The organism is Aureisphaera galaxeae (genome assembly GCF_028561275.1).
GTDB classification, from domain to species: domain Bacteria; phylum Bacteroidota; class Bacteroidia; order Flavobacteriales; family Flavobacteriaceae; genus Aureisphaera; species Aureisphaera galaxeae.
This window is the reverse complement of sequence record NZ_JAQQTF010000002.1, coordinates 435,035-458,249: the sequence shown is the minus strand read 5'-3', so window position 1 is coordinate 458,249 and position 23,215 is coordinate 435,035. Positions and strand designations below refer to the sequence as shown.

At 42.0% G+C, this 23,215-nt stretch carries 25 protein-coding genes; 12 read left to right on the top strand and 13 right to left on the bottom strand.

What is annotated here, in order from left to right:
* Positions 1–40 precede the first annotated feature (40 nt).
* Positions 41–1,192: a T9SS type A sorting domain-containing protein gene (locus tag POV27_RS01880; RefSeq protein WP_272861035.1), complete on the bottom strand. Its 1,152-nt coding sequence runs from the start codon at positions 1,190–1,192 to the stop codon at positions 41–43.
* Between the two features lie 139 nt (positions 1,193–1,331).
* Here POV27_RS01880 and POV27_RS01875 point away from each other — a divergent pair, with 139 nt between their 5' ends.
* Positions 1,332–1,979 (top strand): TIGR02117 family protein, encoded by a 648-nt coding sequence (locus POV27_RS01875; RefSeq protein ID WP_272861034.1) that lies wholly within the window; start codon positions 1,332–1,334, stop codon positions 1,977–1,979.
* Between the two features lie 48 nt (positions 1,980–2,027).
* Here POV27_RS01875 and POV27_RS01870 read toward each other — a convergent pair whose 3' ends face one another.
* Complete coding sequence (locus POV27_RS01870) at positions 2,028–2,843, bottom strand: class I SAM-dependent methyltransferase (protein WP_272861033.1); 816 nt, start codon at positions 2,841–2,843, stop codon at positions 2,028–2,030.
* 98 nt (positions 2,844–2,941) lie between these two features.
* Between POV27_RS01870 and POV27_RS01865 the strand changes: the two genes are divergently transcribed.
* Positions 2,942–3,949 (top strand): NAD-dependent epimerase/dehydratase family protein, encoded by a 1,008-nt coding sequence (locus POV27_RS01865; protein ID WP_272861032.1) that lies wholly within the window; start codon positions 2,942–2,944, stop codon positions 3,947–3,949.
* Here POV27_RS01865 and POV27_RS01860 read toward each other — a convergent pair.
* The 3 genes from POV27_RS01860 to POV27_RS01850 are packed head-to-tail and all read right to left on the bottom strand — an operon-like array spanning position 3,931 to position 6,469.
* The gene (locus tag POV27_RS01860; protein WP_272861031.1) at positions 3,931–4,398 is read right to left on the bottom strand and encodes a DUF4296 domain-containing protein; all 468 of its coding nucleotides are present in this window, start codon (positions 4,396–4,398) and stop codon (positions 3,931–3,933) included. The genes POV27_RS01865 and POV27_RS01860 overlap by 19 nt on opposite strands.
* Positions 4,398–5,741, bottom strand: coding sequence for a dihydroorotase (locus POV27_RS01855; protein WP_272861030.1), 1,344 nt, complete (start codon positions 5,739–5,741; stop codon positions 4,398–4,400). Before POV27_RS01855 ends, POV27_RS01860 begins: the two co-directional genes overlap by 1 nt.
* On the bottom strand, positions 5,738–6,469 hold the full coding sequence (locus POV27_RS01850) for a polyprenol monophosphomannose synthase (RefSeq protein WP_272861029.1): 732 nt from the start codon (positions 6,467–6,469) through the stop codon (positions 5,738–5,740). Before POV27_RS01850 ends, POV27_RS01855 begins: the two co-directional genes overlap by 4 nt.
* Positions 6,470–6,608: 139 nt before the next feature.
* Here POV27_RS01850 and POV27_RS01845 point away from each other — a divergent pair, with 139 nt between their 5' ends.
* A complete protein-coding gene (locus POV27_RS01845; RefSeq protein WP_272861028.1) occupies positions 6,609–7,262 on the top strand; it encodes a DUF4271 domain-containing protein in 654 nt (217 codons plus the stop codon).
* Positions 7,263–7,290: 28 nt separating this feature from the next.
* The gene (locus tag POV27_RS01840) at positions 7,291–8,040 is read left to right on the top strand and encodes a uroporphyrinogen-III synthase (RefSeq protein ID WP_272861027.1); all 750 of its coding nucleotides are present in this window, start codon (positions 7,291–7,293) and stop codon (positions 8,038–8,040) included.
* 80 nt (positions 8,041–8,120) lie between these two features.
* On the opposite strand, the gene pckA is transcribed toward POV27_RS01840, so the two are convergent.
* Together pckA and POV27_RS01830 are read right to left on the bottom strand one after the other, a co-directional pair.
* The gene (gene pckA, locus POV27_RS01835; RefSeq protein ID WP_272861026.1) at positions 8,121–9,728 is read right to left on the bottom strand and encodes a phosphoenolpyruvate carboxykinase (ATP); all 1,608 of its coding nucleotides are present in this window, start codon (positions 9,726–9,728) and stop codon (positions 8,121–8,123) included.
* 71 nt (positions 9,729–9,799) lie between these two features.
* Positions 9,800–10,195, bottom strand: coding sequence for a DUF423 domain-containing protein (locus tag POV27_RS01830; RefSeq protein ID WP_272861025.1), 396 nt, complete (start codon positions 10,193–10,195; stop codon positions 9,800–9,802).
* A gap of 69 nt (positions 10,196–10,264) precedes the next feature.
* Here POV27_RS01830 and POV27_RS01825 point away from each other — a divergent pair, with 69 nt between their 5' ends.
* Positions 10,265–11,635 carry a saccharopine dehydrogenase family protein gene (locus POV27_RS01825; RefSeq protein ID WP_272861024.1) on the top strand — a complete coding sequence of 457 codons (1,371 nt, stop codon included), beginning with the start codon at positions 10,265–10,267 and terminating at the stop codon, positions 11,633–11,635.
* An 81-nt stretch (positions 11,636–11,716) separates the two neighbouring features.
* On the opposite strand, the gene POV27_RS01820 is transcribed toward POV27_RS01825, so the two are convergent.
* The 3 genes from POV27_RS01820 to POV27_RS01810 form a co-directional block, all read right to left on the bottom strand.
* On the bottom strand, positions 11,717–12,406 hold the full coding sequence (locus tag POV27_RS01820) for a zinc metallopeptidase (protein WP_272861023.1): 690 nt from the start codon (positions 12,404–12,406) through the stop codon (positions 11,717–11,719).
* A gap of 92 nt (positions 12,407–12,498) precedes the next feature.
* Positions 12,499–12,762, bottom strand: a complete 264-nt coding sequence (locus POV27_RS01815) for a SemiSWEET family sugar transporter (protein WP_272861022.1) — start codon at positions 12,760–12,762, stop codon at positions 12,499–12,501.
* Positions 12,762–15,827, bottom strand: coding sequence for a leucine--tRNA ligase (locus tag POV27_RS01810; protein WP_272861021.1), 3,066 nt, complete (start codon positions 15,825–15,827; stop codon positions 12,762–12,764). The genes POV27_RS01815 and POV27_RS01810 overlap by 1 nt, the downstream gene beginning before the upstream one ends.
* A gap of 111 nt (positions 15,828–15,938) precedes the next feature.
* Here POV27_RS01810 and POV27_RS01805 point away from each other — a divergent pair, with 111 nt between their 5' ends.
* The 6 genes from POV27_RS01805 to POV27_RS01780 all read left to right on the top strand — a co-directional run bounded on the left by POV27_RS01805 (position 15,939) and on the right by POV27_RS01780 (position 19,701).
* Positions 15,939–16,817, top strand: coding sequence for a cell division protein FtsX (locus tag POV27_RS01805; RefSeq protein WP_272861020.1), 879 nt, complete (start codon positions 15,939–15,941; stop codon positions 16,815–16,817).
* 6 nt (positions 16,818–16,823) lie between these two features.
* Entirely contained in the window at positions 16,824–17,177 is a 354-nt protein-coding gene (locus POV27_RS01800) for a hypothetical protein (protein ID WP_272861019.1), read from the top strand.
* Between the two features lie 2 nt (positions 17,178–17,179).
* Complete coding sequence (locus tag POV27_RS01795; protein WP_272861018.1) at positions 17,180–17,440, top strand: DUF3098 domain-containing protein; 261 nt, start codon at positions 17,180–17,182, stop codon at positions 17,438–17,440.
* Positions 17,441–17,443: 3 nt separating this feature from the next.
* Positions 17,444–18,238 (top strand): undecaprenyl-diphosphate phosphatase, encoded by a 795-nt coding sequence (locus tag POV27_RS01790; protein ID WP_272861017.1) that lies wholly within the window; start codon positions 17,444–17,446, stop codon positions 18,236–18,238.
* A complete protein-coding gene (gene truB, locus POV27_RS01785; RefSeq protein ID WP_272861016.1) occupies positions 18,235–18,927 on the top strand; it encodes a tRNA pseudouridine(55) synthase TruB in 693 nt (230 codons plus the stop codon). Before POV27_RS01790 ends, truB begins: the two co-directional genes overlap by 4 nt.
* Positions 18,928–18,990: 63 nt before the next feature.
* Positions 18,991–19,701 (top strand): energy transducer TonB, encoded by a 711-nt coding sequence (locus POV27_RS01780; protein WP_272861015.1) that lies wholly within the window; start codon positions 18,991–18,993, stop codon positions 19,699–19,701.
* Here the strand turns inward: POV27_RS01780 and POV27_RS01775 are convergent.
* Positions 19,698–20,309 (bottom strand): thioredoxin family protein, encoded by a 612-nt coding sequence (locus POV27_RS01775; RefSeq protein WP_336375826.1) that lies wholly within the window; start codon positions 20,307–20,309, stop codon positions 19,698–19,700. The two genes, POV27_RS01780 and POV27_RS01775, sit on opposite strands and share 4 nt — an antisense overlap.
* 77 nt (positions 20,310–20,386) lie before the next feature.
* Here POV27_RS01775 and POV27_RS01770 point away from each other — a divergent pair, with 77 nt between their 5' ends.
* Positions 20,387–20,947 (top strand): DNA-3-methyladenine glycosylase I, encoded by a 561-nt coding sequence (locus POV27_RS01770; protein WP_272861013.1) that lies wholly within the window; start codon positions 20,387–20,389, stop codon positions 20,945–20,947.
* Here POV27_RS01770 and POV27_RS01765 read toward each other — a convergent pair.
* Both POV27_RS01765 and POV27_RS01760 read right to left on the bottom strand, forming a co-directional pair.
* Complete coding sequence (locus POV27_RS01765) at positions 20,944–21,285, bottom strand: tetratricopeptide repeat protein (protein WP_272861012.1); 342 nt, start codon at positions 21,283–21,285, stop codon at positions 20,944–20,946. The genes POV27_RS01770 and POV27_RS01765 overlap by 4 nt on opposite strands.
* 168 nt (positions 21,286–21,453) lie before the next feature.
* Positions 21,454–23,193 (bottom strand): agmatine deiminase family protein, encoded by a 1,740-nt coding sequence (locus tag POV27_RS01760; protein WP_272861011.1) that lies wholly within the window; start codon positions 23,191–23,193, stop codon positions 21,454–21,456.
* Positions 23,194–23,215 lie beyond the last annotated feature (22 nt).

Below are 23,215 nucleotides of genomic sequence, written 5' to 3'. Positions count from 1 at the left end.
AATGGGATGCCTCTAAAGAGAAAAGTGTTCGATGAAAAAGCTACCGTTTCATAAATTGTTTTGTGGTTTTTCCCGTTTCGGAGGTAACCGTTAGGAAAAACAGCCCAGATTTCAAGTTACTCACATTCACTTCCTCCGTTGGTACTGCAGATCGATATACTTGTCTGCCCAAAACATCATGAATTTGAAGGTCGGTAATTTGCTCCGTCCCAGCTACGGTTATAAACAGGGATGAAGTAGTTGGATTCGGGTAAATGGATACGCTCACTTCAGAAACAGACGAAACACTCAAAACGCAATTCTCACTGTAAAATGCTGAATCATCTATGGACCAGTTGGACTGATTCCCTGCGAACACCACATCATCTACCTGTATGCACTCTAAGGTCGGATTGTCCAATGCATTTAGAATGGAAATGGCCATATTGTTTCCGTTCCTAATATCGAGCGAAACCAAATCGTTTTCATAGCACCAGAGTTTATCCAGATTGGTATTGGCAGAAAGGTCCAACTGCGTAAAATTGTTATCGTGAAGATCGACGACACGCAATAACGGATTGTTAGAAAAATCGATCGTTGTCAATTGATTGCTCTCTATAGAAAGCACCTCCAAGGCGGGGTTTTGTGAAAAATCGATCGTAGTTAAACCATTGGAATCCCCATCCAAAGCAACCAATGCAGGATTTTGGGAAATATCGATACTGGTAAATTGATTGAAAGGAAAATCCAGTCGTTCCAGATTTGGGTTCTGCGAGACATCCAAGGAAGTAAGGTCGTTAAAATCACAACTTAAGGTTCTTAGATTGGGCAACCCTGTAACATCCAAACTCGTTAGGACATTAAAAAAGCAGCTCACTTCTTCCAAAAGGACGTTTTGGGAAAAATCTAATGTTGACAGAGAATTTTGACTACAGTTGATCCGTATCAAATTGGAAAACGCTTCTATGCCTTCCATAGAAAGGATTCCTATCCCTCGGGGATAAAAATTCTGGACGGCTTCGGCTTCACTTACCTGTATTTCACCATCGTCGTTGGTATCCACATCCGCTTCGGGAACACCGTCGCCATCAAAATCGACTATAGGTAAGTTAACACAGGCAGATTTAAAAGCAGCATCGGGAATGTCCACAATTTGTGACCATCCTACCGTACCCGAGAATAAGAATAGGAGGGAGAGTAATTTTAATTTCATATTTTAATTTTTCTAATTTTCATAACCCTATAAAGATATGAATTCTAATCCATTAAGGGTGAATTCCCAAATTGTCTAAAATGGCATAGTTTCTGTGCATTTTTTTTGACCAAAACCTATTCACTAACCATTCAAAGAGATGAGACTCGTCAAAAAAATACTGAAAGTACTCGGATACATGATCGCTGTCCCTGTGGCTTATTTCCTTATTGCATTGTTGCTATCTACCATTACTGTGAACAAGGCGTCTTCGAATTCCGAAGGAACGGACATCGTCTATTTAAGCACTAACGGGGTACATTTGGACATCGTCATACCTAGGGAAAGTCTAAGTGAAAATCTCTCAAGGGATTTAAGGTTTTTGGAAGACGATCAATACGTGGCCTTTGGCTGGGGGGATGAAAATTTTTATCTCAACACCCCTACTTGGGGCGACCTCACCTTTAAAAATGCGTTTCGGGCCATGTTCCTTAAGAGTTCTTCCCTTGTGCACCTAACACGACACAAAAGCAAACGTTCTAGTTGGGTTGCGGTCCCCATTGACAAGAACAAACTGGAAAAACTGAATGATTTTATTTTAAAGTCGTTCAGCCTTGACGCTAGTGGTGGCAAAATAGAACTTCCAAATACCGGATATTACCATAACGACCACTTTTATAAGGCCGAAGGAAGCTATTCCTTTGTAAAAACTTGTAATTCTTGGGTAAACAGTGGCTTTAAAGAAAGTGGTTTGAAAGCCTCTTATTGGACTCCTTTCGATTTCGGATTGTTGAATAAGTACGAGTAAGGCATTGGACTTCGGCATCAATATGATGCGAGGGCTTTTGATTTAGTGCTAATTAGGTCGCTGTCCTACGACCATAAAATGCGTACTCATTCCCATTAGCGATTCAATACCTTCAACTTTTGTAATCCAACTCATCAATTCCTTTAACCTTGCATTGTCTTTTACAATTTCCTTGAGGTCTTTATGAAGCCACCCTGGACCTTCGACTGCAATTGTTTGAATATTAACGAAGCCCGCTTTTAATACTTCTGTTTCCAAAGCCTTAGGTTCCATGAAAATAGAGGTCGTGAAATAGGTAGTATTATCCACTGGATTTCTGTGTTGCCCATCTTTTAAATCTTGTTCCACTATTTTTTTGAAAACATCTTCTTCTAGCATTCCGTCAAAGAATCCGGATTGAATCAAAGAAACATATTTACTAATTCCAGCAATTAATACGAAAGCACCGGGTTTTAAATTTCTAAATAGCTCCTGCAGTGCTATTTCTCTCTGATCAGAATCGGTTAAATGATAAAATGGTCCAAAACATAAAATTAAATCGTGAGGGGTTTCTTCACTATTTATTTCCCTAACATCCCCCAGACAAATCTCATGCAACTCTTTAGATCTTGGATTTCTCTTAGCCACCTCTATCAAGCTGGGCATGGGATCCATTAAAATGACCTGATGGCCTAACTCAGCTAGCCAAAAGGAATAGGCCCCTGTTCCACCTCCCACATCCAATATTCTCATATTCCTTCCATGCAGAAACCGTTCAATGATCTGCTTCGATCTTTCAAATTCCAAAATTCCCTTACTCCTTTTAAGCCTCCCGTCTTCATCAGCCTCTTGATAATGATCGTATATTTCCTTTGGTATATCCATTTTCCATTTGTCCTTATAATCAAATATATAGAATTAATTATATCGCCGTTTGCTAAAACCCGACAGATGATTTCATTGAGAAGTACTACCTTAGCCCTATGATTCTAGTAACGGGCGGTACAGGCATGGTGGGGGCACACTTGCTGCTTCAATTAACCCAGAATGGACAAAAGGTTCGCGCAACCCATAGAAAGGATAGCAACCTAAAAAGGGTAGAAGAAATCTTCGCCTATTTTACCCCAGAGGCCTCACAATTATTTAAAACCATAGAATGGGTAGTGGCCGACATCACCGATCTTCCGGCTATGGAAATTGCCTTTCAGGGAGTTACGCAGGTGTTTCATTGCGCTGCTTATATCAGCTTTAGAACCCACGATTATCAAAAACTGAAATCCATCAATAATAACGGAACAGCCAATGTGGTGAATTTGTGCCTATCGCATAAGGTAGATTATCTGTGCTATGTAAGTTCTATTGCTACTTTGGGAACTCCAATAGATGGAGCTACAGCCAACGAGGATTCCCATTGGAACCCAGAAGAAAACAACAATGTGTACGCCATTTCGAAGTATGGCGCCGAAATGCATGTTTGGCGAGCAACCCAAGAAGGCCTAAAAGCAGTGATCGTTAATCCGGGGGTGATTTTAGGTGAGGGGAACTGGAATTCTGGTAGTGGCCGTATTTTCAAAAAGGCTTCCAAAGGCATGAAACACTATACCTCTGGAGGTAGTGGATTCGTAGACGTAAAAGATGTGGTGTCAAGTATGTTGGCCCTTACGGAAAAGCAAATTACCAATCAACGTTACATTTTGGTGGGGCACAATGCAACCTATCGCGAATTGCTGCAATTGTTAATGAAGGGGTTTTCCCTTCCAGAACCCAAAAAATCGGTGAGCAAAAGAACACTAACCTGGCTGAGCTATTTGGACGGCTTCGTTAGTTTTTTATTAGGGAAACATCGCAGGCTTACCAAAGAATCGGTAGCCTCCCTTACCACTGTTTCCACCTTTAGTTCTGAGAAAATTAAGCAGCAATTGGGCATGAAATTCACACCCTTAGAGGAAACCATAAGCCGAGTCGCTAAAAACTATTCTTCCTCGTCCTGAACCGGATCGGTGAGCGTTCCTCCTTTTTGCTTTTTTATGGAATCGACGCGAATGCTATCTTTTTTACGGATACTATCTCTTCTTAGAGTGGCCTCTTCTTTCTCAATCTCATAAAGGCTATCCACTACAGCTTTTCGCTCTACCAGTTGCTCTTCTACTTGTTCCAGTAGTTTTGCATATCCATTAAGATCGGATGCGTAATAAGCATTGCTCAAAGCGAATTGCAGGCTATCGATCCCGAATTTTTGATACAAAACAGAATCCAAATAGATGCCTTTGGTACGCAGCATCCTATTATTGATGCTTTTGGCGGCATTTCCAATATAGGCATCGGCCAAAATATCCACCATTTCGTCTTTGGAAATAAGATTCTGCGGAGGTTCAGGTTTTTTTACATCCTGACACCCCATAACCCAAAGCAATCCTATGGTAAAAAAGGCTTTTTTCATCAACGATCGAAGGTTAATCGCTCTCCATTACTGCGATTGGGAAATTTACCGTTTTCGAAAGCAATCACTCCATTAACAAGCGTATACATAACACGGGAGGTAAAGGTGGTACCTTCAAACGGGGACCAACCACATTTATAGGCAATATTTTCTTTGGAAACACGCCATGGCGCATTAGGATCTATCAATACCAAATCGGCCTTGTAGCCCACACGGATATAACCCCTGTCTTTCACCTGAAAGAGGATCGCAGGATTGTGAGCTGTTTTCTCCACAATCTTTTCTACCGAAATTCTTCCTTTGTGGTGCATTTCGAACAGGGCTTCTAAAGCATGTTGTACCAAAGGCCCTCCTGAAGGAGCTTTGGTGTACACATTATCCTTTTCTTCCAAGGTATGCGGTGCATGATCGGTGGCAATGACATCGATTCGGTCATCCAATAATGCCTTCCATAGCCCGTCTCTATCTTTTTGGGTCTTTACCGCCGGATTCCATTTAATTTTGGTTCCCTTTTCGGCATAGTCCTCATTGGTAAACCATAGGTGGTGAATGCACACCTCGGCAGTGATCTTTTTTTCTGAAAGTGGAATTTTATTACTGAAAAGGTGTGTTTCCTTTTCGGTAGAAAGATGGAAAACATGCAATCGAGCCCCTGTTTTCTTTGCTAGTTCGATCGCTCTTGAAGAGGACAGATAACAAGCTTCCTCACTTCGAATGACTGGGTGAAAAGCGATAGGAATATCTTCCCCATATTCACTTTTGAACTTTTCCAGGTTGTTTTTAATAGTGGTCTCATCCTCACAGTGCACCGAAATAAGCAAATTGGTCTTACTGAAGATTTCTTCCAGTACTTCAGGGTCGTCCACCAACATATTTCCCGTAGAAGACCCCAAAAACAACTTGAGCCCTGCCACTTTGGTTTCGTCCACTTTCAGGACTTCCTCAAGGTTGTCGTTGGTTCCCCCAAACATAAAAGAATAATTGGCCCAAGAGGTTTCGGCTGCCCGGGCAAACTTGTCCTCAAGAAGCTCGATGGTTGTTGCCTGTGGTACGGTATTAGGCATCTCAATAAATGAAGTAATCCCACCCGCTACGGCGGCTCTCGATTCGGTTTCGATGGTCGCTTTGTGTGTGAGGCCTGGTTCCCGAAAATGCACCTGATCGTCGATCATTCCCGGTATAAGGTAGGATCCGTCTGCTTCAATAATTTTGGTGTCGGCAGATTTTGCGCTAATACTTTCTGCAACTTCCGCAATTCGATCCCCAACTACGAGAACATCCCCTTCGAATATCTTGCCCTCGTTTACAATTTGCGCGTTCTTAATAAGTATCGTATTCGTCATACATCCTTTTTTTTGAAAAGGCTTTTCCACTTCATGGAAATTACCCCAAAAATGGCTTCGCTTATAATTCCGGAGCTCATTTTACTTTCTCCTTTCGTTCTATCTGTAAAGATTACCGGTACTTCGACAATCTTAAATTTCTTTAAATAGGCCTTAAATTTCATTTCGATCTGGAAGGCATACCCTACAAAACGTATTTTATTCAAATCTATTTGCTCCAACACCTTTCGTTTGTAACAAATAAACCCCGCCGTGGTGTCATGAATGGGCATTCCCGTAACAAATCGCACGTACTTGGAAGCACCCCAGGACAGCAATACCCTGCTCATAGGCCAATTCACCACATTAACCCCTGTAATATATCGGGATCCAATGGCCATATCGGCTCCCTGCTTATCACAAGCATTGTAAAGTCGTAACAAATCGTTAGGGTTGTGAGAAAAATCGGCATCCATCTCAAAAATAAATTCATAATCCCGCTCCAATGCCCATCTAAACCCATGTATATAGGCGGTTCCTAGCCCCAACTTCCCCTTTCGCTCCTCCAAAAAGAGGGCCTCGGGAAACTCTTCCTGCAACTCCTTTACCTTAAGTCCTGTGAGGTCTGGTGAGTTGTCATCCACTATTAAAACATGAAACTTTCTTTGCAACGAAAATATGTTGCGAAGTAATTTTTCTATGTTGTCAATTTCATTAAATGTAGGGATGACCACTAAGGCACCTGCCATAAGACCAATTTTGAAACAAAAGTACCCCTTTTTTAAAAATAGAGGCCAATAATTAGCGCCGTTTAGAAAATTTTATAATTGCTCTAGATTACAAAGAACTCCCCTATTTTAGGTAATTTTACCGGCAAAGCAGAATCCCTTGGATTACACCCTACGGACTATAGAACATTTAGATTGGATCACCTACGTCCTTGTAGGGACATTTGGTGTATTGGCTCTTACCCGATGGTTGTATCCACGCAGGTTCTATGAGTTTATGATGCTCCCCATAACCGACAAGTATTTCGCATTGCAGGGAAAAGGCTATGAAATAAAGCATCCCTTCAATGTCGCCCTGTTTGGTATACAAGTGGTTTCATTTTCACTGTTCATTTACCTCATTCTACTGCAAAGAGAACCCGAAATACCCACAAAACAACCTTGGTTGTACATTCAGTTGCTCACAGGGGTATCCATTTTTCTATTTGGGAAGTACGTAATTGAAAAAATGATTGCCAATATCTTTAATATGGAGGCGGTTGTGAATAGTTATTTGTACGAAAAATTGAGTTATGCGAGCCTAATTTCCCTTTTAGCACTCGTTTTCAATATTTTATTTTTTTATGCAATCCCACCAAACCCACTGATTTTATGGGTTTTCGCGGGCACAATACTCGTATTATTCGTTATCTCCCTTATTTCCAGCTTCAAAAGAAATGCAAATCTAATTTTAAGATATTTCTTCTATTTTATTTTGTATCTTTGCGCACTTGAAATAGCACCCTTCATTGTCTTGTATAAATTACTCGATTAAAGGAGGATACTAACAAATGTAGTTGTTTATGAAAGTGAAAACTATTTTGGTTTCTCAACCGGAACCTAAAATTGAAAATTCTCCTTACTTCGACCTTATCGAAAGGCAAAAAGTAAAGATTGATTTTAGACCTTTTATACATGTAGAAGGTGTTTCCAGTAAAGAGGTACGTACCCAAAAAGTTGATCTTAGCCAGTATACGGCAATCATACTAACCAGTAGGAATTCTGTAGATCACTTCTTTAGGATTGCAGAAGAGCTTCGTTTCAAGGTTCCAGATACCATGAAATATTTTTGCCAGAGTGAGGCCGTTGCCTTTTACCTTCAGAAATATGTGGTGTACCGAAAGCGTAAGATCTATGTAGGGAAGAGAACCTTCGCAGAGCTATCTCCGCTTATCAAAAAGTATAAAACGGAATCCTTCTTATTGCCTTCTTCGGACAAGTTGAAGCCTACCGTTCCTGCGATTTTGAACGACCTAAGCGTAGATTGGAAACAGGCGACCTTTTACAAGACCGTAGTAAGTGACCTAAGTGACCTGCGCAATGTGTACTATGACATCTTGGTATTCTTTAGTCCAAGCGGCATTCAGTCCCTTTTCGAAAACTTCCCGGATTTCGAGCAAAATAACACTCGAATTGCCGTTTTCGGAAATACAACCGTAAAAGCTGCTACGGAAAAAGGACTACGTGTAGACATACAAGCACCTACTCCAGAAACTCCTTCCATGACCATGGCGCTGGAGAAATACATTAAAGAAGTAAACGGAAAGAAATAAAACAAGTTTAGCTTAAACTTACCTGCATAGAAAAAGCCCCACGCGTTAGCATGGGGCTTTTTCAGTTGTAAGTTGGTTTGTTATCTCAAAGGTCCTCCCGCCAAGATTTCACCGTTGGCATAGGATTCAAATTTCTTAAAGTTCTCACGGAACGAATTGGAGAGTTTAAAGGCCGTTTCATAATACGCCTCATCATTATTCCAAGTCTTTCTCGGACTCAGTACTTCCGTAGGTACATTAGGACATACCCTTGGTTGTTGTACTCCAAATACGGAGTGAATATGATAGTTGTCTTTATTAGCCTCTTCCAAAGAACCGTTCATAGCGGCGGTAATCATAGCACGGGTATACTTAAGCTTCATGCGGGTTCCTACTCCGTAAGGTCCACCTGTCCATCCCGTGTTCACCAACCACACATTCACACCCGCTTCCTGCATCTTCGTGCTTAGCATTTCGGCATACTTTGTAGGATGTAAAGGCATAAAGGGAGCGCCAAAACAAGCCGAGAAACTCGGCACAGGCTCGGTAATTCCTGCTTCCGTTCCAGCTACTTTCGCAGTATAACCACTAATGAAGTGATAGGCTGCTTGCCCTGGTGTTAATTTGGAAATCGGAGGCAATACCCCAAAGGCATCTGCCGTAAGGAAGAAGATATTTTTAGGATTGTAGCCAATAGAAGGCACCTGAATGTTATCAATATGATAGATAGGATAGCTTACACGGGTATTTTGAGTAATGGAGATATCACTGAAATCCACTACCCCGTTGTCGTCCATAATCACATTTTCGAGGATGGCACCCGGTTTAATTGCTCTATAAATATCGGGTTCGTTTTCTTCGGAAAGATCTATGGCCTTGGCATAACATCCGCCTTCGAAATTGAACACACTGTTTTCTGCGGTCCATCCGTGCTCATCGTCCCCGATCAATTTACGTGCAGGATCTGCCGAAAGCGTGGTTTTTCCTGTTCCGGAAAGACCAAAGAAAATGGCAGTATCCCCATCTTCACCAACATTTGCAGAACAATGCATAGGCAGGGTGTTCTTAAATACAGGAAGAATGAAATTTAAAGCAGAGAAAATTCCTTTCTTAATCTCACCCGTATATCCCGTACCACCAATAATGGCAACTTTTCTGGTAAAGTTAAGGATGGCAAAATTGTGTTGTCTTGTTCCGTCACGTTCTGGGTCTGCCATAAAGCCAGGGGCATTTACAATAACCCATTCTGGATCGAAACCGTCCAATTCCTCTTCTGTAGGGCGTAAAAACATATTAAATGCAAACATGTTGCTCCAAGGGTATTCATTAATTACCCTAATGTTGAGCTTGTAGTTTACATCGGCACAGGCGTAACAGTCCCTTGCATATACTTCTTTCCCATTCAAATATTCCGTGATTCGATCGTACAAAGCATCGAACTTGTCCGGATCGAACGGAATGTTGATATCACCCCACCATACTCTGTCTTGGGTAATATCGTCCTTTACGATAAAACGATCTTGAGGAGATCTTCCTGTAAACTCTCCAGTATTCACAGCAATAGCACCAGAACTTGCTTCTTTTCCTTGTCCTTTTGCTAATGTTTCTGCGTGAAGTTGTTCGGAGGTAAGTTGATAATTAACTTTCGAGGGGTTGATTCCGTAAGATTCCAGCGAAATCGTTTTCGTAGTTTGGCTGTTATCCACCATACTTTTGTTTTTGTTGTGTTGGCAAAAGTAAAAAAACTAATAGAGATAGCCCCGAAAATTATCTAGAATTCTTACGATTTTAACGTACGGAAATCGTACGCAAGTCGCAACCAACCAGCTATAAAAGCCAAACCTCCCAAAGGTGTGATAGGACCCAGTATTTTTGAAGAAATGGGTACTACCTCTTTTAATGCCAAGAGGTAAATTGAGCCCGAAAACAATAAAATTCCGAGTAAAAATAGCCGGAAAACCCATTTTTTTCCTTTCTCGGTCATGTATGGGATAAAACCTACAATAAACAAAACGATGACATGGTACATTTGGTAGCGCACCCCGGTTTCAAAACTGGCAACGGACTGAGCATCCGCTACTTGCTTTAATCCATGTGCTCCAAAAGCTCCTATGGCGATGGTGATAGCTCCCAATAAGGAGGAAATGATGAGAATTTTTTTGTTGAATTTATTCATAGGTATTGCGCTATTTAGTACATTCGCCACGATCGGACAAAGACGTACAAATTTACGAAATAACTAGGGATGCGAAATATTCTTATCATAGGTGCTGGCCGTTCTGCCACAAGTCTCATTAAGTATTTACTCGACAAATCTGAAGCGGAAAACCTATTCATTACCATTGGTGACCTTTCTGAAGAAAATGCCAAGAAATTTACCCAAGGACACCCCAATGCCAAAGGCGTGTACTTGGATGTTTTCGATGAAGAAGCCCGTAAAGAGGCCATTCAGGCAGCCGATTTGGTGATCTCCATGCTTCCAGCCCGCTTTCATATAGAAGCGGCCCAAGATTGTATCACCTATGGAAAACATCTCGTTACCGCTTCTTATGTTAGTAAAGAAATGCAGGCGTTGGATGAACAAGCCAAAGCCAAAGGGCTCGTATTTATGAATGAAATCGGGGTAGATCCCGGGATTGACCATATGAGCGCCATGCAAGTAATAGATCGTATTCGCGATGGCGGCGGAAAAATGCTGTTGTTCGAATCCTTTACTGGTGGACTTATCGCTCCAGAAAGTGACGACAACCTTTGGCACTATAAATTCACTTGGAACCCAAGGAACGTGGTGGTTGCCGGACAAGGGGGTGCTGCAGAGTTTATTCAGGAAGGCACTTATAAATACATCCCATATCACAAACTGTTTCGCCGTACCGAATTTTTGGATATCGAAGGGCATGGCCGCTTCGAAGCCTACGCCAATAGAAATTCCCTGAAATACCGAAGTGTGTATGGCTTGGATGATATTCTTACCCTATATCGGGGAACGATGCGCCGTGTTGGTTTCAGTAAAGCATGGAACATGTTCGTACAATTAGGAATGACGGATGATGGCTATACCATTCCGAATTCTGAAGAACTTACCTATCGCGACTTCATCAACCTATTCCTACCCTATCACCCAACCGATTCGGTAGAACTGAAGACCCGTTATGCCCTGAAGATAGATCAGGACGATTTGATGTGGTACAAACTATTGGAACTGGATTTATTCAATGCTGAAAAGAAAATCGGAATTGAAAATGCAACGCCAGCACAGGCCCTTCAGAAAATCTTGATGGATAAATGGACCTTGAAGGAAGACGACAAGGACATGATCGTGATGTACCACAAATTTGGGTACGAATTGAATGGAAAGAAAAAGCAGATCGATAGTAATATGGTGCTTATCGGGGAAGACCAAACCTATACGGCTATGGCCAAAACTGTAGGACTTCCCGTTGCCATGGCTGCTTTGCGCATCCTGAACAAGGAAATAACGACTCCTGGGGTACAGATTCCGATTTCAAAAGAAGTATACGAGCCTATTTTGAAGGAATTGGAAGACTACGGCATCACGTTTAAAGAAAACTTCGCAGATTATTTAGGATACAATCCGGAGGGCGTCGCCGGTTGAAGAGCACTTGAAGAAACAATTGTTTCATAGTATAAAAAAAGCCCTCCATTTGGAGGGCTTTTCTTTTCCTGAAATCGAAAATTACCTCCGATTCATAAAAATCATAATAAAGTATAGCAAGGTGGCCAAAGATCCCAAGGCTGCCACTACGTAGGTACGTGCGGCCCATTTTAACGCATCTTTAGCTCCGGCATATTCTTCTTGGGTAACCATATTTTCTTTCTGCAACCATACCAAAGCACGCTTACTGGCATCGAATTCTACCGGAAGGGTAATGAAGGCGAAAGCCGTGGTTGCAGCAAATAATAAAATTCCAATAAGGAAAATGTTAGATCCCAAGACACTTCCCGTAGCCGATAGAACAATTCCCGCCATGATAACAATATTGGACAGCCTACTGGCAATCCCAACTACAGGAACGATCTTGCTTCGCATCTGCAACCAACTATAGGCCGTGGCATGCTGTATGGCGTGTCCCACTTCGTGGGCGGCTACGGCTGCTGCCGCTGCATTTCGTTGCGAATAGACCACTTCACTCAGGTTTACGGTTTTATTTTGCGGATTGTAATGATCTGTTAATTGTCCGCGTGTGGAAATGATGTCCACGTCATGAATACCATGATCCTGTAGCATCTTCTGTGCAATTTCGGCACCGCTCAGCCCATTTCGTAAATGGATTTTGGAGTATTTCTTGAATTTGCTCTTTAAACGATTACTCACAAAGCTACTCACCAAAAAGAGTACCCCTGCCAGTATATAATATCCCATCATATTCTTTAAAATTTAGGTGTATTAAATATACCTAAAAGTTAGCAAAAATGATTCCGAAGCAAAATGACTGACAAACCGTCAAAAAGAGGTGGCTATTTTCGGTATTTGAATATAGCCACAACCAAGGAAAAGGTAAATAGTAAAGCCACTATATTGGCAATGATTACCGCAGTGCTGTTTATAAGTAAACCATAGACAAGCCAAAGTATAGTTCCCATACAGAGCACCAAATACATAGGCAAGGAAAGACTACTCACGTCCTTCGTTTTCCAAGTCTTGTACATCTGCGGAACAAAACCGAATGTAGTACATACGGCTGCCACTAGGCCCAAAACCTCCGTAGCATTGAACTCCATTATCCTACTATGTTCACGATTTTCCCAGGTACCACAATCACCTTCTTGGGTGTGCGCCCGTCCAATTGTTGTTGGGTTCTTTCATGTGCCATCACCGCTGCTTCAATATCCTCTTTGCTCATATCCAATGGCAATTCTAGCTTGAAGCGCATTTTCCCATTAAAAGAAATGGGGTATTCCTTACTGCTTTCCACCAAATGTGAAGCATCGTATTTTGGGAAGGCTGCTGTAGCAATACTTTGGGTATGACCCAATTTGTTCCACAACTCTTCGGCAATATGCGGTGCGTATGGAGAAATTAGAACAAGTAAAGGTTCCAAAATTTCACGGCTATTGCAGTTCTGTTGCGTAAGTTCATTTACAGCAATCATAAATGTAGATACAGACGTATTGAAACTGAAGTTTTCAATATCCTCCTCCACTTTTTTGATGGTCTTATGAAGTGTCTTCAAATTATCCTTCGTCGGAGTGGCATCAGAAACTTGGAAAGCTCCTTCTGCTCCTCCATGGTACAATTTCCAAAGTTTTTTCAAGAAGGAATGCACTCCCGTGATCCCAGCGGTACTCCAAGGCTTCGCCTGATCTAAAGGCCCCAAGAACATTTCGTACATGCGCAGGGTATCGGCTCCGTATTGGAAACAGATTTCATCTGGGTTTACGACATTGTACTTGGATTTGGACATTTTCTCTACTTCTCTGGAAACCTTAAACGCCCCATCATCAGTATTAATAAATTTGGCATTTTGAAATTCTGGCCTCCAACCCATGAACCCTTCACGATCCAATTCATTAGAAGTATTCACATACGAAACATCCGCGTGAATGGCTTGAAAATTAAATTCAATGGCATCTCCTTCCGCATGTTCATAGCCATTCTCTAGCATCCAATCCCAGACTAAAGAAGCCGCCTCAGCATGTTTTGTATTTCGCTCCTCTCTGAAAGTTCCATTTAAAATTAAATCCTCAGAAGCGAATATTTGAAAGGGTAAAAAATTCAGTTCTTTTATCCCTTTTTGTGGACTAAGCAAAATTGGGAGCGCACGGTGAACAAACGCACTCTCACCCAAAATCATCCCTTGATTGATCAACTTCTTGGCAGGCTCATCCACAGGAAGTACTGCGCGATCATATAGGAACTTCACCCAAAAACGACTGTACAACAAGTGACTGGTCGCATGCTCGCTTCCACCAATGTACAGATCCACATTGCCCCAATACTTCAAGGCATCCTCAGAAGCCAACATCTCTGGGTTTTTCGGATCCATATAACGGAACATATAACAACTACTTCCTGCCCATCCTGGCATGGTGTTAAGTTCTAGTGGATAGACCCCGTTATCACTTTCAGACCCCTCGACTCCGCTCGGGGAGACAAGATCATTGGATACTACTTTGTTCAGATTAGTGTCCCAAGCCCAAACACTAGCTCGACCCAAAGGTGCCTCTCCCGTTTCGGTGGGCAAATATTTTTCAACAGCAGGCAATTCCAATGGCAAATGCTCCAAATCGATCATTTGTGGAAGTCCGTTCTTATAATATACTGGGAATGGCTCTCCCCAATACCGTTGTCTGGAGAATACCGCATCCCGTAGTCTGTAATTGATCTTACCTTTTCCCTGCCCTTTGGCTTCCAACGCGTCAATCACTTTTCGCGTGGCATCCTTATAATTCAATCCATTGATGAAGTCACTATTGGCAATGATAGTATTTTCTTTATCGGCAAAGGCTTCTTCAGAAATATCGATTCCTTCAAAAATGTTTGGGATCTCAATTCCGAAATGCTTGGCAAAGTCATAATCCCGCTGGTCCCCACAGGGAACTGCCATTACAGCACCGGTACCATAACCGGCCAATACGTAATCGCCTATCCAAATCGGCACAGGATTTCCTGTGAAAGGATGCTCAGCATAAGCTCCCGTAAACACGCCACTAATGGTTTTTACATCGGCCATACGATCGCGTTCACTTCGCTTGGCGGTAGCCTCTACATAGGCCTCCACCTCCGCTTTTTGCTCGGGAGTGGTAATTTTTGCCACCAAATCATGTTCGGGTGCCAAGGTCATGAAGCTGGCCCCAAAAATGGTATCAGGTCTTGTTGTAAATACTTCTATGGTGTGGCCCTTCTCGACTGCGCTCGAAGTGACATTAGGCATCACTTTAAAAGTTACACTCGCTCCTTCGGAACGTCCAATCCAATTGGTTTGGGAGTCCTTCAACGGCTGTGGCCAATCGATCTTAGCTAGATCATCCAACAAGCGTTGGGCATAAGCGGTGATACGCATGCTCCACTGCATCATCTTTTTGCGGATCACGGGATGGCCTCCTCGTTCGGAAACACCATTGGTAATTTCGTCATTGGCCAATACAGTTCCCAGTTCAGGACACCAGTTCACTTCCGTTTCGGCCAAGTAGGTCAATCGGTATTTCAATAGGATTTTTTGTTGCTCGGCATCGGCATATCCATTCCACTCTTCAGCCGTGAAGGATGGAGTATCATCGTCGCAACTAGCATCCACATGCTCGTTTCCTTCTTCAGCAAAGATGGAAATCAACGCTTCTATAGATCGCGCTTTATCGGAGGCATTATCATACCAACTTTCGAACAACTGGATAAAAATCCATTGTGTCCATTTATAGTAATCGGGATTGGAAGTTCGCACTTCACGACTCCAATCGAAAGAGAAACCAATCTTGTCTAACTGATTTCTATACCCAGCAATTTTATTTCCTTTTTTGTCTACTCCTCCTTCTATGTTCACACGGGTCGTATCGGCAGGATGCTGTCCTGTTTGAATCGCATACTGCTCTGCTGGTAGTCCAAAACTATCATATCCCATAGGATGCAAGACGTTGTATCCTTGGTGCCTTTTGAAACGCGCATACACGTCACTAGCAATATAACCGAGCGGATGCCCTACGTGCAATCCTGCCCCTGAAGGGTAGGGGAACATATCCAATACATAGTATTTGGGCTTATCGCTATCGTTTTGCGCATGGAAGGTTCCGTTTTCGGCCCAGTACTTTTGCCATTTGGCTTCTATCTCATTAAAGTGATACTTGCTCATCGTCTTGCTTTCTAAGAAGTGGCAAATTTACGCCTATTGTACGAAAGAGAAAAGTTTGTGCGTTAGTAAGTGTGAGATACAAAAATCGTTGTATTTTTAACCCATTCTTATATGGCAACCTCATTCGAAAAATACCAAAAACGCAGACTTATTTCTTCCTATTTCAGTGTAGTGATAAGTATCTCGCTCGTCCTGTTTTTATTGGGATTACTAGGGCTTTTTGTAATTAACAGCAATCAGTTGTCTCGCTATTTTAAAGAGCAGATCCCACTATCCATTTACCTAAAGGACAACGCAAAAGAAGTAGAGATTAACCAGCTAAAACAGAGTTTGGAAATGGCCGAGTACACCAAATCGGCCACTTATGTTTCCAAAGAAGAGGCAGCCGAACAGCATTCGGAAGCCATTGGGGAAGACTATCTGGAGTTTTTGGGATACAATCCTTTGCAAAACAGTATCGATGTAGAATTGCTGGCAGAATTTGTCTCTTCCGATAAATTGAAAGAGATTGCTAATGAGATCAGTGCCAAGGATTTTGTGGAAGAGGTAGAATACGACGAGGTCTTGGTAGAACTTTTTGACAAAAACATAAAAGTGATCAGTTTTTGGGTTTTGGTTTTTAGCGCCCTATTCCTGGTTATTGCAGTATTGCTCATAAACAGTTCTATCCGTCTTTCGGTATACTCCAAACGATTTACGATAAAGACTATGCAGATGGTGGGGGCAACCAAGCGGTTCATTCGCCGTCCTTTTATTTGGAAAAGCATGCGATTGGGCATTTTGGGATCCTTCTTGGCCATGATAGGTGTAGCCGCTGTACTATTCTTTTTAGACAAAGAATGGCCTCAATTAGGGCTTATGGACAATACAGTTCTCGTGGCAGGATTGTTTGTCTTTCTATTGGTGGTAGGAGTCGTTATAACGTGGATCAGTACTTTCTTTGCCACGCAGCGTTTCCTGAATTTACGAACGGACGAATTATACTATTAATCAGTTATGAAAAAGCCCATTAAGTATATTGTTGTTCTTGTCGTTGTACTAGTCATTGCATTATTTATAGACTGGATTATCATAAAACCTACTATTTACAATTGCGAGACGGTTGAGATAACAGCTACCAAAATTTATGAAGGTGGTGAAAAGGATGTATTCATCCAAGCTCCCAATGGGGATTCCTACTACATAAACCGTGGGTTGGAACAAGGGTTTACCATAGATGAAATGAAAAAGGAGATTAAAAATAAAAAAGTTACCTTGCACCTGCCTAAGCAATTGTTTGGCTTGGTTACCAGCAACCATATTGCACAACTCACTTGTAGGCAAAAAGTTATATATACCGAATTCAAATAATCATGGGAGAGAAAAAGAGAAAAGAGGCCGCTAAGAACATCTCGTTCATTTTTGAAAAGAAAAACTACAAGTTCATGCTTATTGGTGTGGCTTTCATCGCCCTTGGATTTATTCTTATGGCAGGTGGAGGAAGTGACGATCCCAATGTTTTCAATCCCGAAATCTATAGTTGGAGACGTATCCGTTTAGCTCCTGCCTTGGTGCTTATCGGATTTGGTTTTCAGGTATATGCCATCTTATTGAACCCCCACAAACAGAAATAATATATGGATGCTTGGGAAGCTATTGTCTTGGGCATTGTCCAAGGCTTGACCGAATTCCTTCCGGTCTCCTCCAGTGGTCATCTTGAATTGGGAAAAGCCATCCTTGGCGATCAATCCGTTCCCGAAGAAAGCCTATTGTTTACCGTAGTCTTGCACTTTGCAACTGCATTGAGTACGATTGTCGTATTTAGAAAGGATGTTTGGGATATTATTAAAGGATTGTTCCAGTTTAAATGGAACGAAGAATCCCAGTTTTCGGTAAAAATCATCATTTCCATGATCCCTGCGGTTATTGTAGGGGTTTTGTTTGAAGAACAATTGGAATCCCTTTTTGGTGGCAATATCGCTTTTGTGGGAGCCATGCTTATCATCACTGCTGTTTTGCTTTGGTTGGCCGATAAGGCAAAAGACACCAACAAAAAAGTATCCAATAAAAACGCCTTTGTCATTGGAATTGCCCAAGCCATTGCCATGCTACCCGGAATATCGAGAAGTGGCGCTACCATATCAACTTCAGTGTTATTAGGCAACGACAAAAGCAAGGCAGCTCGATTCTCATTTTTAATGGTCGTTCCATTGATCTTCGGAAAGATCGCGAAGGATATTGTAAGCGGTGACCTCAGCACGGATACAGCCAATTTCACTACCCTAGGCCTAGGATTTGTGGCAGCATTCATTGCAGGACTGTTGGCCTGTACATGGATGATTGCCTTGGTACGCAAAAGCAAATTAACGTGGTTTGCGATCTACTGTGTACTGGTGGGAATCACCGCCATTATTGTTAGCTTTGTTTCATGACGGTCGAAGATTACAAAGAAGGACAGGTACTTCTTATCGATAAACCCTTGGAATGGTCTTCCTTTCAGGTGGTGAACAAAGTACGTTGGTTAATCCGCAAGCAATTCAACCTAAAAAAGATCAAGGTTGGACACGCCGGAACATTGGACCCTTTGGCTACTGGCCTACTTATTCTGTGCACCGGAAAATTCACCAAGAAAATAGAAACCTTTCAAGCACAGGAAAAGGAATACACCGGCACTTTTACCTTGGGAGCTACTACACCAAGCTATGATTTGGAGACGGAGATCGACAATACCTTCGATATTTCGGGGATTACTTCAGAAATGATCCACAAAACTACTCAACAATTTATGGGGGATATTCAACAGCAGCCGCCTGTATTTTCAGCTTTGAAGAAGGATGGAAAACGACTGTACGAATTTGCTAGACAAGGCAAAGAAGTGGACATTCCAACGCGGACCATTCATATTTCCGATTTTGAAATCACCCGTATTGAGTTACCTGAAATCGACTTCCGTGTGACCTGTAGCAAGGGTACTTATATTCGGTCCTTGGCCCATGATTTTGGAAAGGCATTGAACAACGGTGCTCACCTTTCGGCCCTACGCAGAACCAAGATTGGAGACTTCGATGTAAAGGATGCGGTAACTATAGAAACCTTCGAAAAAACCATAAAGACTTCTTAACCCATGCGTTAAATCCTGCTAAAAATTCTTGCGCACTTCCAAAAAAATAGTCAATTTGCCCCTATGAACTTCAATTATTCCTACCGTGCTTTCTTAATTACCAGCCTTTTGGTCGGTAATTTAGTGCTGCTTATGGTAAGTGTGAAGCTTCATAAGAAGGAGGAACCCGAAGAAAAAGGCGTTCCTATAGAATATGCGGAAGAGCTTCTGGAAGAAGAGCTTGCTGTGGTTTCTACGGAAGATATAAAAATAGAAACCCACTCGGCCTACAATGAAGCCGAGCAGTTTATTCGTGAACTAGAGAATGAGCGGAATGCCGAAACCCTCAATGAAGAAGAAACATCTCAAGAAATTGAAGAATCTTCAGAAATAGACACCTCGTCCAACGATATTGCCTTGACCGATGCGAAGGATCACCTAGAAAAAATGAAAGAAAAGCTTTCCAAAAAGCGCGATTCCAACAAATCGGAAGACGATCCTACCGCAGTAAATCGTAAAACAACTATTAGTTATCTATTGAATGGCAGAAAGGCCCTTTCCCTTCGGAATCCAGTGTATACCTGCGAAAGTGGCGGTGCCGTAGTCGTAAATATCGAAGTAAATGCCTTGGGCAATGTAACCAAAGCCAGTTACAACAAACAAAGCTCTACCACGACCAATGGATGCCTCATTGAAAGTGCCCTCACCTATGCCCGTAGAGCCAAGTTCACCACCAAAAGTGACAAACCCAAGCAGCTGGGTACCATCACCTATTTATTTCCGGGACAGCATTAAGGGATAAGATCACTAAGATCTTCAATAATATTTTGCGACTTGTCTTTGTTGTACCACACCTGAAGATCTTTTTTGAACTCGGGAGTTAAGGTTCCATGCTCTTCCTTAAAATCATTCACCATTTGCGTAGCAATGGAAGGTCTAGGGCCCCAATCGGCAACGACTTCTTCCTTTTCATGATCCCAAACAATAAGCTTAGGAATGGACATAGCGTTGTTCGTAAGGAACTCGTCCATTAAATCTAGGTGTTCGTCACGTAGGAGCACTTTGAAATCGATATGCTCCGTAAATCCAGCTAATTTATTCATGGCGGGCATGGACTGAGCCGCATCGCCACACCAGCTTTCGGTCAAGACCAGCCAAGTTTGCTTCCCTTTGAAATTTTCAAATTTCTGCTGAATGGCTTCGGGAATCTTCACCGTCTTGTCCAATCGTTTCATGCGCGAATGATTCAACAGGGTATATTGCGTTAAGGATTCCGTTTGTTCGGGCCCAGTACTGGTTCCTTTTTCAACATGTGCTTCTACCAAAGTTCGGTAGGTATCGTATGATGTTCCCTTGGCAAGATGTTCTTTGACCAGGGTTTCTTTATTTGAAGTTTTTGTCATTATTTCCATAACCAATAAGTCGCAAAATTATTGAAATCTTACTAACTTCACTCAACACAACCGAAACCGTGATACAAATGAAAAACAGATGTGCCTGGTGTGGGGATGATCCCTTGTATGTAGCCTACCATGACGAAGAATGGGGTGTCCCCGTAAAAGATGATGATACTCTTTTCGAATTCCTGATCTTGGAAACCTTTCAGGCAGGATTAAGTTGGATTACCGTTCTGCGAAAGCGTGAAAATTTCCGAAAGGCATTCGATCATTTCGACTATAAAAAGATCGCGACTTACGATCAAGAAAAAATCGATTCCCTATTGCAGGATCCTGGGATCATTAGGAATAAACTGAAAGTAAACGCCACAGTTACCAATGCCCAAGCTTTTATGCAGGTACAAGAGGAATTTGGCAGCTTTAGTGAGTACATCTGGGGATTTACCAATGGTAAACCCATAAAAAACACCTTCAAGGAGATGAAGGACATTCCTGCCAATACCCCTTTGAGTGATACAATAAGTAAAGACTTAAAAAAGCGCGGGTTTAAATTTGTAGGTACCACCGTGGTATATGCCCATATGCAAGCAACGGGCATGGTCAACGATCATGTAATGGATTGTTTTCGGTACGAGGAAGTTTAATTGTTGAGTGCAGCGAGATGTGGATTCCCTTCCAATCGCACTTTTAGAGCCTTAAGGGTTTGTTTGTAACGAAACAGAACCTTCTTGTCGGTAGGTTTTTCGGTTTCGAACACTTTTTCGAACCATTTTCTGGCCGAAGGATAATTTCCCTGAAAATAATATTCGTTAGCCAGCTTTAGATAGATTTCTGGCGTTCCGTAGCCTTCTTTTACCACTTGCTCATACACCTTGGCCACATCAATATCCTTATTGACGTCGGTTTTGGTATTGGTCTGAGCTGAAATATGAGGAGCCACAAAAAGGCACAGCATACACAAGAGGGGGGCAATACGTTTCATAAGTATTTCTTTGGGAAATTTCTGATCCCAATGTGCTGATAATCTGCCTTAAAAGCAAATTTATTCGATGAAATACATGATATTTAACGTCTTTTTAAAAGTAATGACAATAAAAAAACCACTTACTTTAGATCATAAGTGGTTTTTTTATTTTGAGGTATATGATGCTTAATGCTTCAGTACTTTTCGAGTAATCTTACCGAAATCCCCTTCAAACGTCACCAGTAAAATTCCATTCCATGCATCATTTAATTGAAGGCTCACCACTCCATTAGCATTCTGAATCTGTTGTTGCATTAATTGCTGCCCCAGCATATTGGTCATGGTCATGGTAACATTCCCTTGAATTTGATTTAGATTGAAGTTTAATTCCCCTTGCGTAGGGTTAGGATACGGTAGGGAAATATTATTTTCGGCAAACTCATCTACCGATAGTTGTCCAACCTCCATTTGCCAATAACCTTCGGGTGCAACAATGGGTCTTACCTGAACTTTTCCAGAAACAGCTTCTGCTTCGATATAATATTCTAAAACTACGTTGTCATTTGGCACCGTAAGATTAACCGTCCAGTTATCACCGCTATCTAAGCTCATCGGAACTTCGGTATAGCTCGACTGACCTTCTTCCCTCCAATAAACGGAAGCGCTACTTATACCGCTATTATGCTTAATCATCGCGTCCAATTGCACGGAAGATCCGCCAGCAGCTTCGGTAACGGGCTGGTGTACGATCCATAGTGGGTTCTCCACTCCGATAGTATGCGTAATACAGTGTATGGCGCCTACCAAGGAGATTAGGTTTTCCCCAGGGTTATCCACATCAATACCCACAATATTATACCCAGGAAGCATTTCTTCCCATTGCGCTATGGCAGGCCCATCTACTTCGGGTCTATACAAGGGCAATAGAACTGTTTTATTGATAAAAAGGGCATTGGTGTAATTTCGGTAATACCCTCCGTTATCAGGATACAATCCTCCAGAACTTGGCGGAGCATCGATTCGCTTGATTTTATAGGGAGTTCCGAAAGCCGACTGAAAATTATTCAAAACGTAATTGATATTCTCTTCAATCTGTGGCCCATCTGCTACTCCATCTGGATAGCGGCTTACCAATAAGGTTTCTTCGTCCAGAAGCTTCATGTGCATATCAATATGGTTAATGACATCATAAGGCAGCGGAGTCATTTTTATGTAATTGGTAATCCCTAGGTAAGCTTCCATAATCGCATCTACCTCGGCTTCATTTTTAGGGGTTACCCCATACGGATTTCCGGCTGCATTTTCTTCGAGAATAAGCTCTGATGCGAAGGCATTTCCTAAACCATCGCTCATATAATTTCCACCTGTATTTACTAGATCATTGGGTGCCGTTGTGGTACTGTAAAAGGGAATCCCCAACATAGCCGCATGCGCTTCTGGCATTACATCGTCAAAGGGTCGTGGGCGATTGTAGATCCAATCTACCAAACCAAGCTCCCCTACATCATCACTATAAATGGTATTGGCAAAGTAATCTCGAATCCAGATACTGTTCCAGTTTTCATCCAAGAAGCTAACATTGGTAAGGTCAATTCCATTAGAGCTTAAGTAATTGGCTACCGAAGTTTCGTTTTGGGTGGTAATAATCACTTTACATTCTTCTACTGCAGCAGCTACAATTTGACGAAGGATGTTCGGAAAACTGGGTTCCCAGGTAATAACTACATATTCCACTTCTTCCCATTCGGCCATATTTCGAACAGGGCCTTCTGGCGGATCGGTGAATCGACTACTAAATTGATAGTCTTCGATTAATTGTCTTTCAGTCTCGGTAAATCCTTTGGGCAAAACCTCCTGTGCAATAAGAGATAGGGAACTAAAGGATAGGGTTAATACTAGCAAGTAGGTAAAGAAATTGTTTTTCATATTCTCATATTTGGACTACGAA

Coding starts and splice junctions, on each gene's coding strand:
- POV27_RS01880 (WP_272861035.1), bottom strand. CDS start 1,192: ATGAAATTAAAATTACTCTCCCTCCTATTCTTATTCTCGGGTACGGTA.
- POV27_RS01875 (WP_272861034.1), top strand. CDS start 1,332: ATGAGACTCGTCAAAAAAATACTGAAAGTACTCGGATACATGATCGCT.
- POV27_RS01870 (WP_272861033.1), bottom strand. CDS start 2,843: ATGGATATACCAAAGGAAATATACGATCATTATCAAGAGGCTGATGAA.
- POV27_RS01865 (WP_272861032.1), top strand. CDS start 2,942: ATGATTCTAGTAACGGGCGGTACAGGCATGGTGGGGGCACACTTGCTG.
- POV27_RS01860 (WP_272861031.1), bottom strand. CDS start 4,398: ATGAAAAAAGCCTTTTTTACCATAGGATTGCTTTGGGTTATGGGGTGT.
- POV27_RS01855 (WP_272861030.1), bottom strand. CDS start 5,741: ATGACGAATACGATACTTATTAAGAACGCGCAAATTGTAAACGAGGGC.
- POV27_RS01850 (WP_272861029.1), bottom strand. CDS start 6,469: ATGGCAGGTGCCTTAGTGGTCATCCCTACATTTAATGAAATTGACAAC.
- POV27_RS01840 (WP_272861027.1), top strand. CDS start 7,291: ATGAAAGTGAAAACTATTTTGGTTTCTCAACCGGAACCTAAAATTGAA.
- pckA (WP_272861026.1), bottom strand. CDS start 9,728: ATGGTGGATAACAGCCAAACTACGAAAACGATTTCGCTGGAATCTTAC.
- POV27_RS01830 (WP_272861025.1), bottom strand. CDS start 10,195: ATGAATAAATTCAACAAAAAAATTCTCATCATTTCCTCCTTATTGGGA.
- POV27_RS01825 (WP_272861024.1), top strand. CDS start 10,265: ATGCGAAATATTCTTATCATAGGTGCTGGCCGTTCTGCCACAAGTCTC.
- POV27_RS01820 (WP_272861023.1), bottom strand. CDS start 12,406: ATGATGGGATATTATATACTGGCAGGGGTACTCTTTTTGGTGAGTAGC.
- POV27_RS01815 (WP_272861022.1), bottom strand. CDS start 12,762: ATGGAGTTCAATGCTACGGAGGTTTTGGGCCTAGTGGCAGCCGTATGT.
- POV27_RS01810 (WP_272861021.1), bottom strand. CDS start 15,827: ATGAGCAAGTATCACTTTAATGAGATAGAAGCCAAATGGCAAAAGTAC.
- POV27_RS01805 (WP_272861020.1), top strand. CDS start 15,939: ATGGCAACCTCATTCGAAAAATACCAAAAACGCAGACTTATTTCTTCC.
- POV27_RS01800 (WP_272861019.1), top strand. CDS start 16,824: ATGAAAAAGCCCATTAAGTATATTGTTGTTCTTGTCGTTGTACTAGTC.
- POV27_RS01795 (WP_272861018.1), top strand. CDS start 17,180: ATGGGAGAGAAAAAGAGAAAAGAGGCCGCTAAGAACATCTCGTTCATT.
- POV27_RS01790 (WP_272861017.1), top strand. CDS start 17,444: ATGGATGCTTGGGAAGCTATTGTCTTGGGCATTGTCCAAGGCTTGACC.
- truB (WP_272861016.1), top strand. CDS start 18,235: ATGACGGTCGAAGATTACAAAGAAGGACAGGTACTTCTTATCGATAAA.
- POV27_RS01780 (WP_272861015.1), top strand. CDS start 18,991: ATGAACTTCAATTATTCCTACCGTGCTTTCTTAATTACCAGCCTTTTG.
- POV27_RS01775 (WP_336375826.1), bottom strand. CDS start 20,309: ATGACAAAAACTTCAAATAAAGAAACCCTGGTCAAAGAACATCTTGCC.
- POV27_RS01770 (WP_272861013.1), top strand. CDS start 20,387: ATGAAAAACAGATGTGCCTGGTGTGGGGATGATCCCTTGTATGTAGCC.
- POV27_RS01765 (WP_272861012.1), bottom strand. CDS start 21,285: ATGAAACGTATTGCCCCCCTCTTGTGTATGCTGTGCCTTTTTGTGGCT.
- POV27_RS01760 (WP_272861011.1), bottom strand. CDS start 23,193: ATGAAAAACAATTTCTTTACCTACTTGCTAGTATTAACCCTATCCTTT.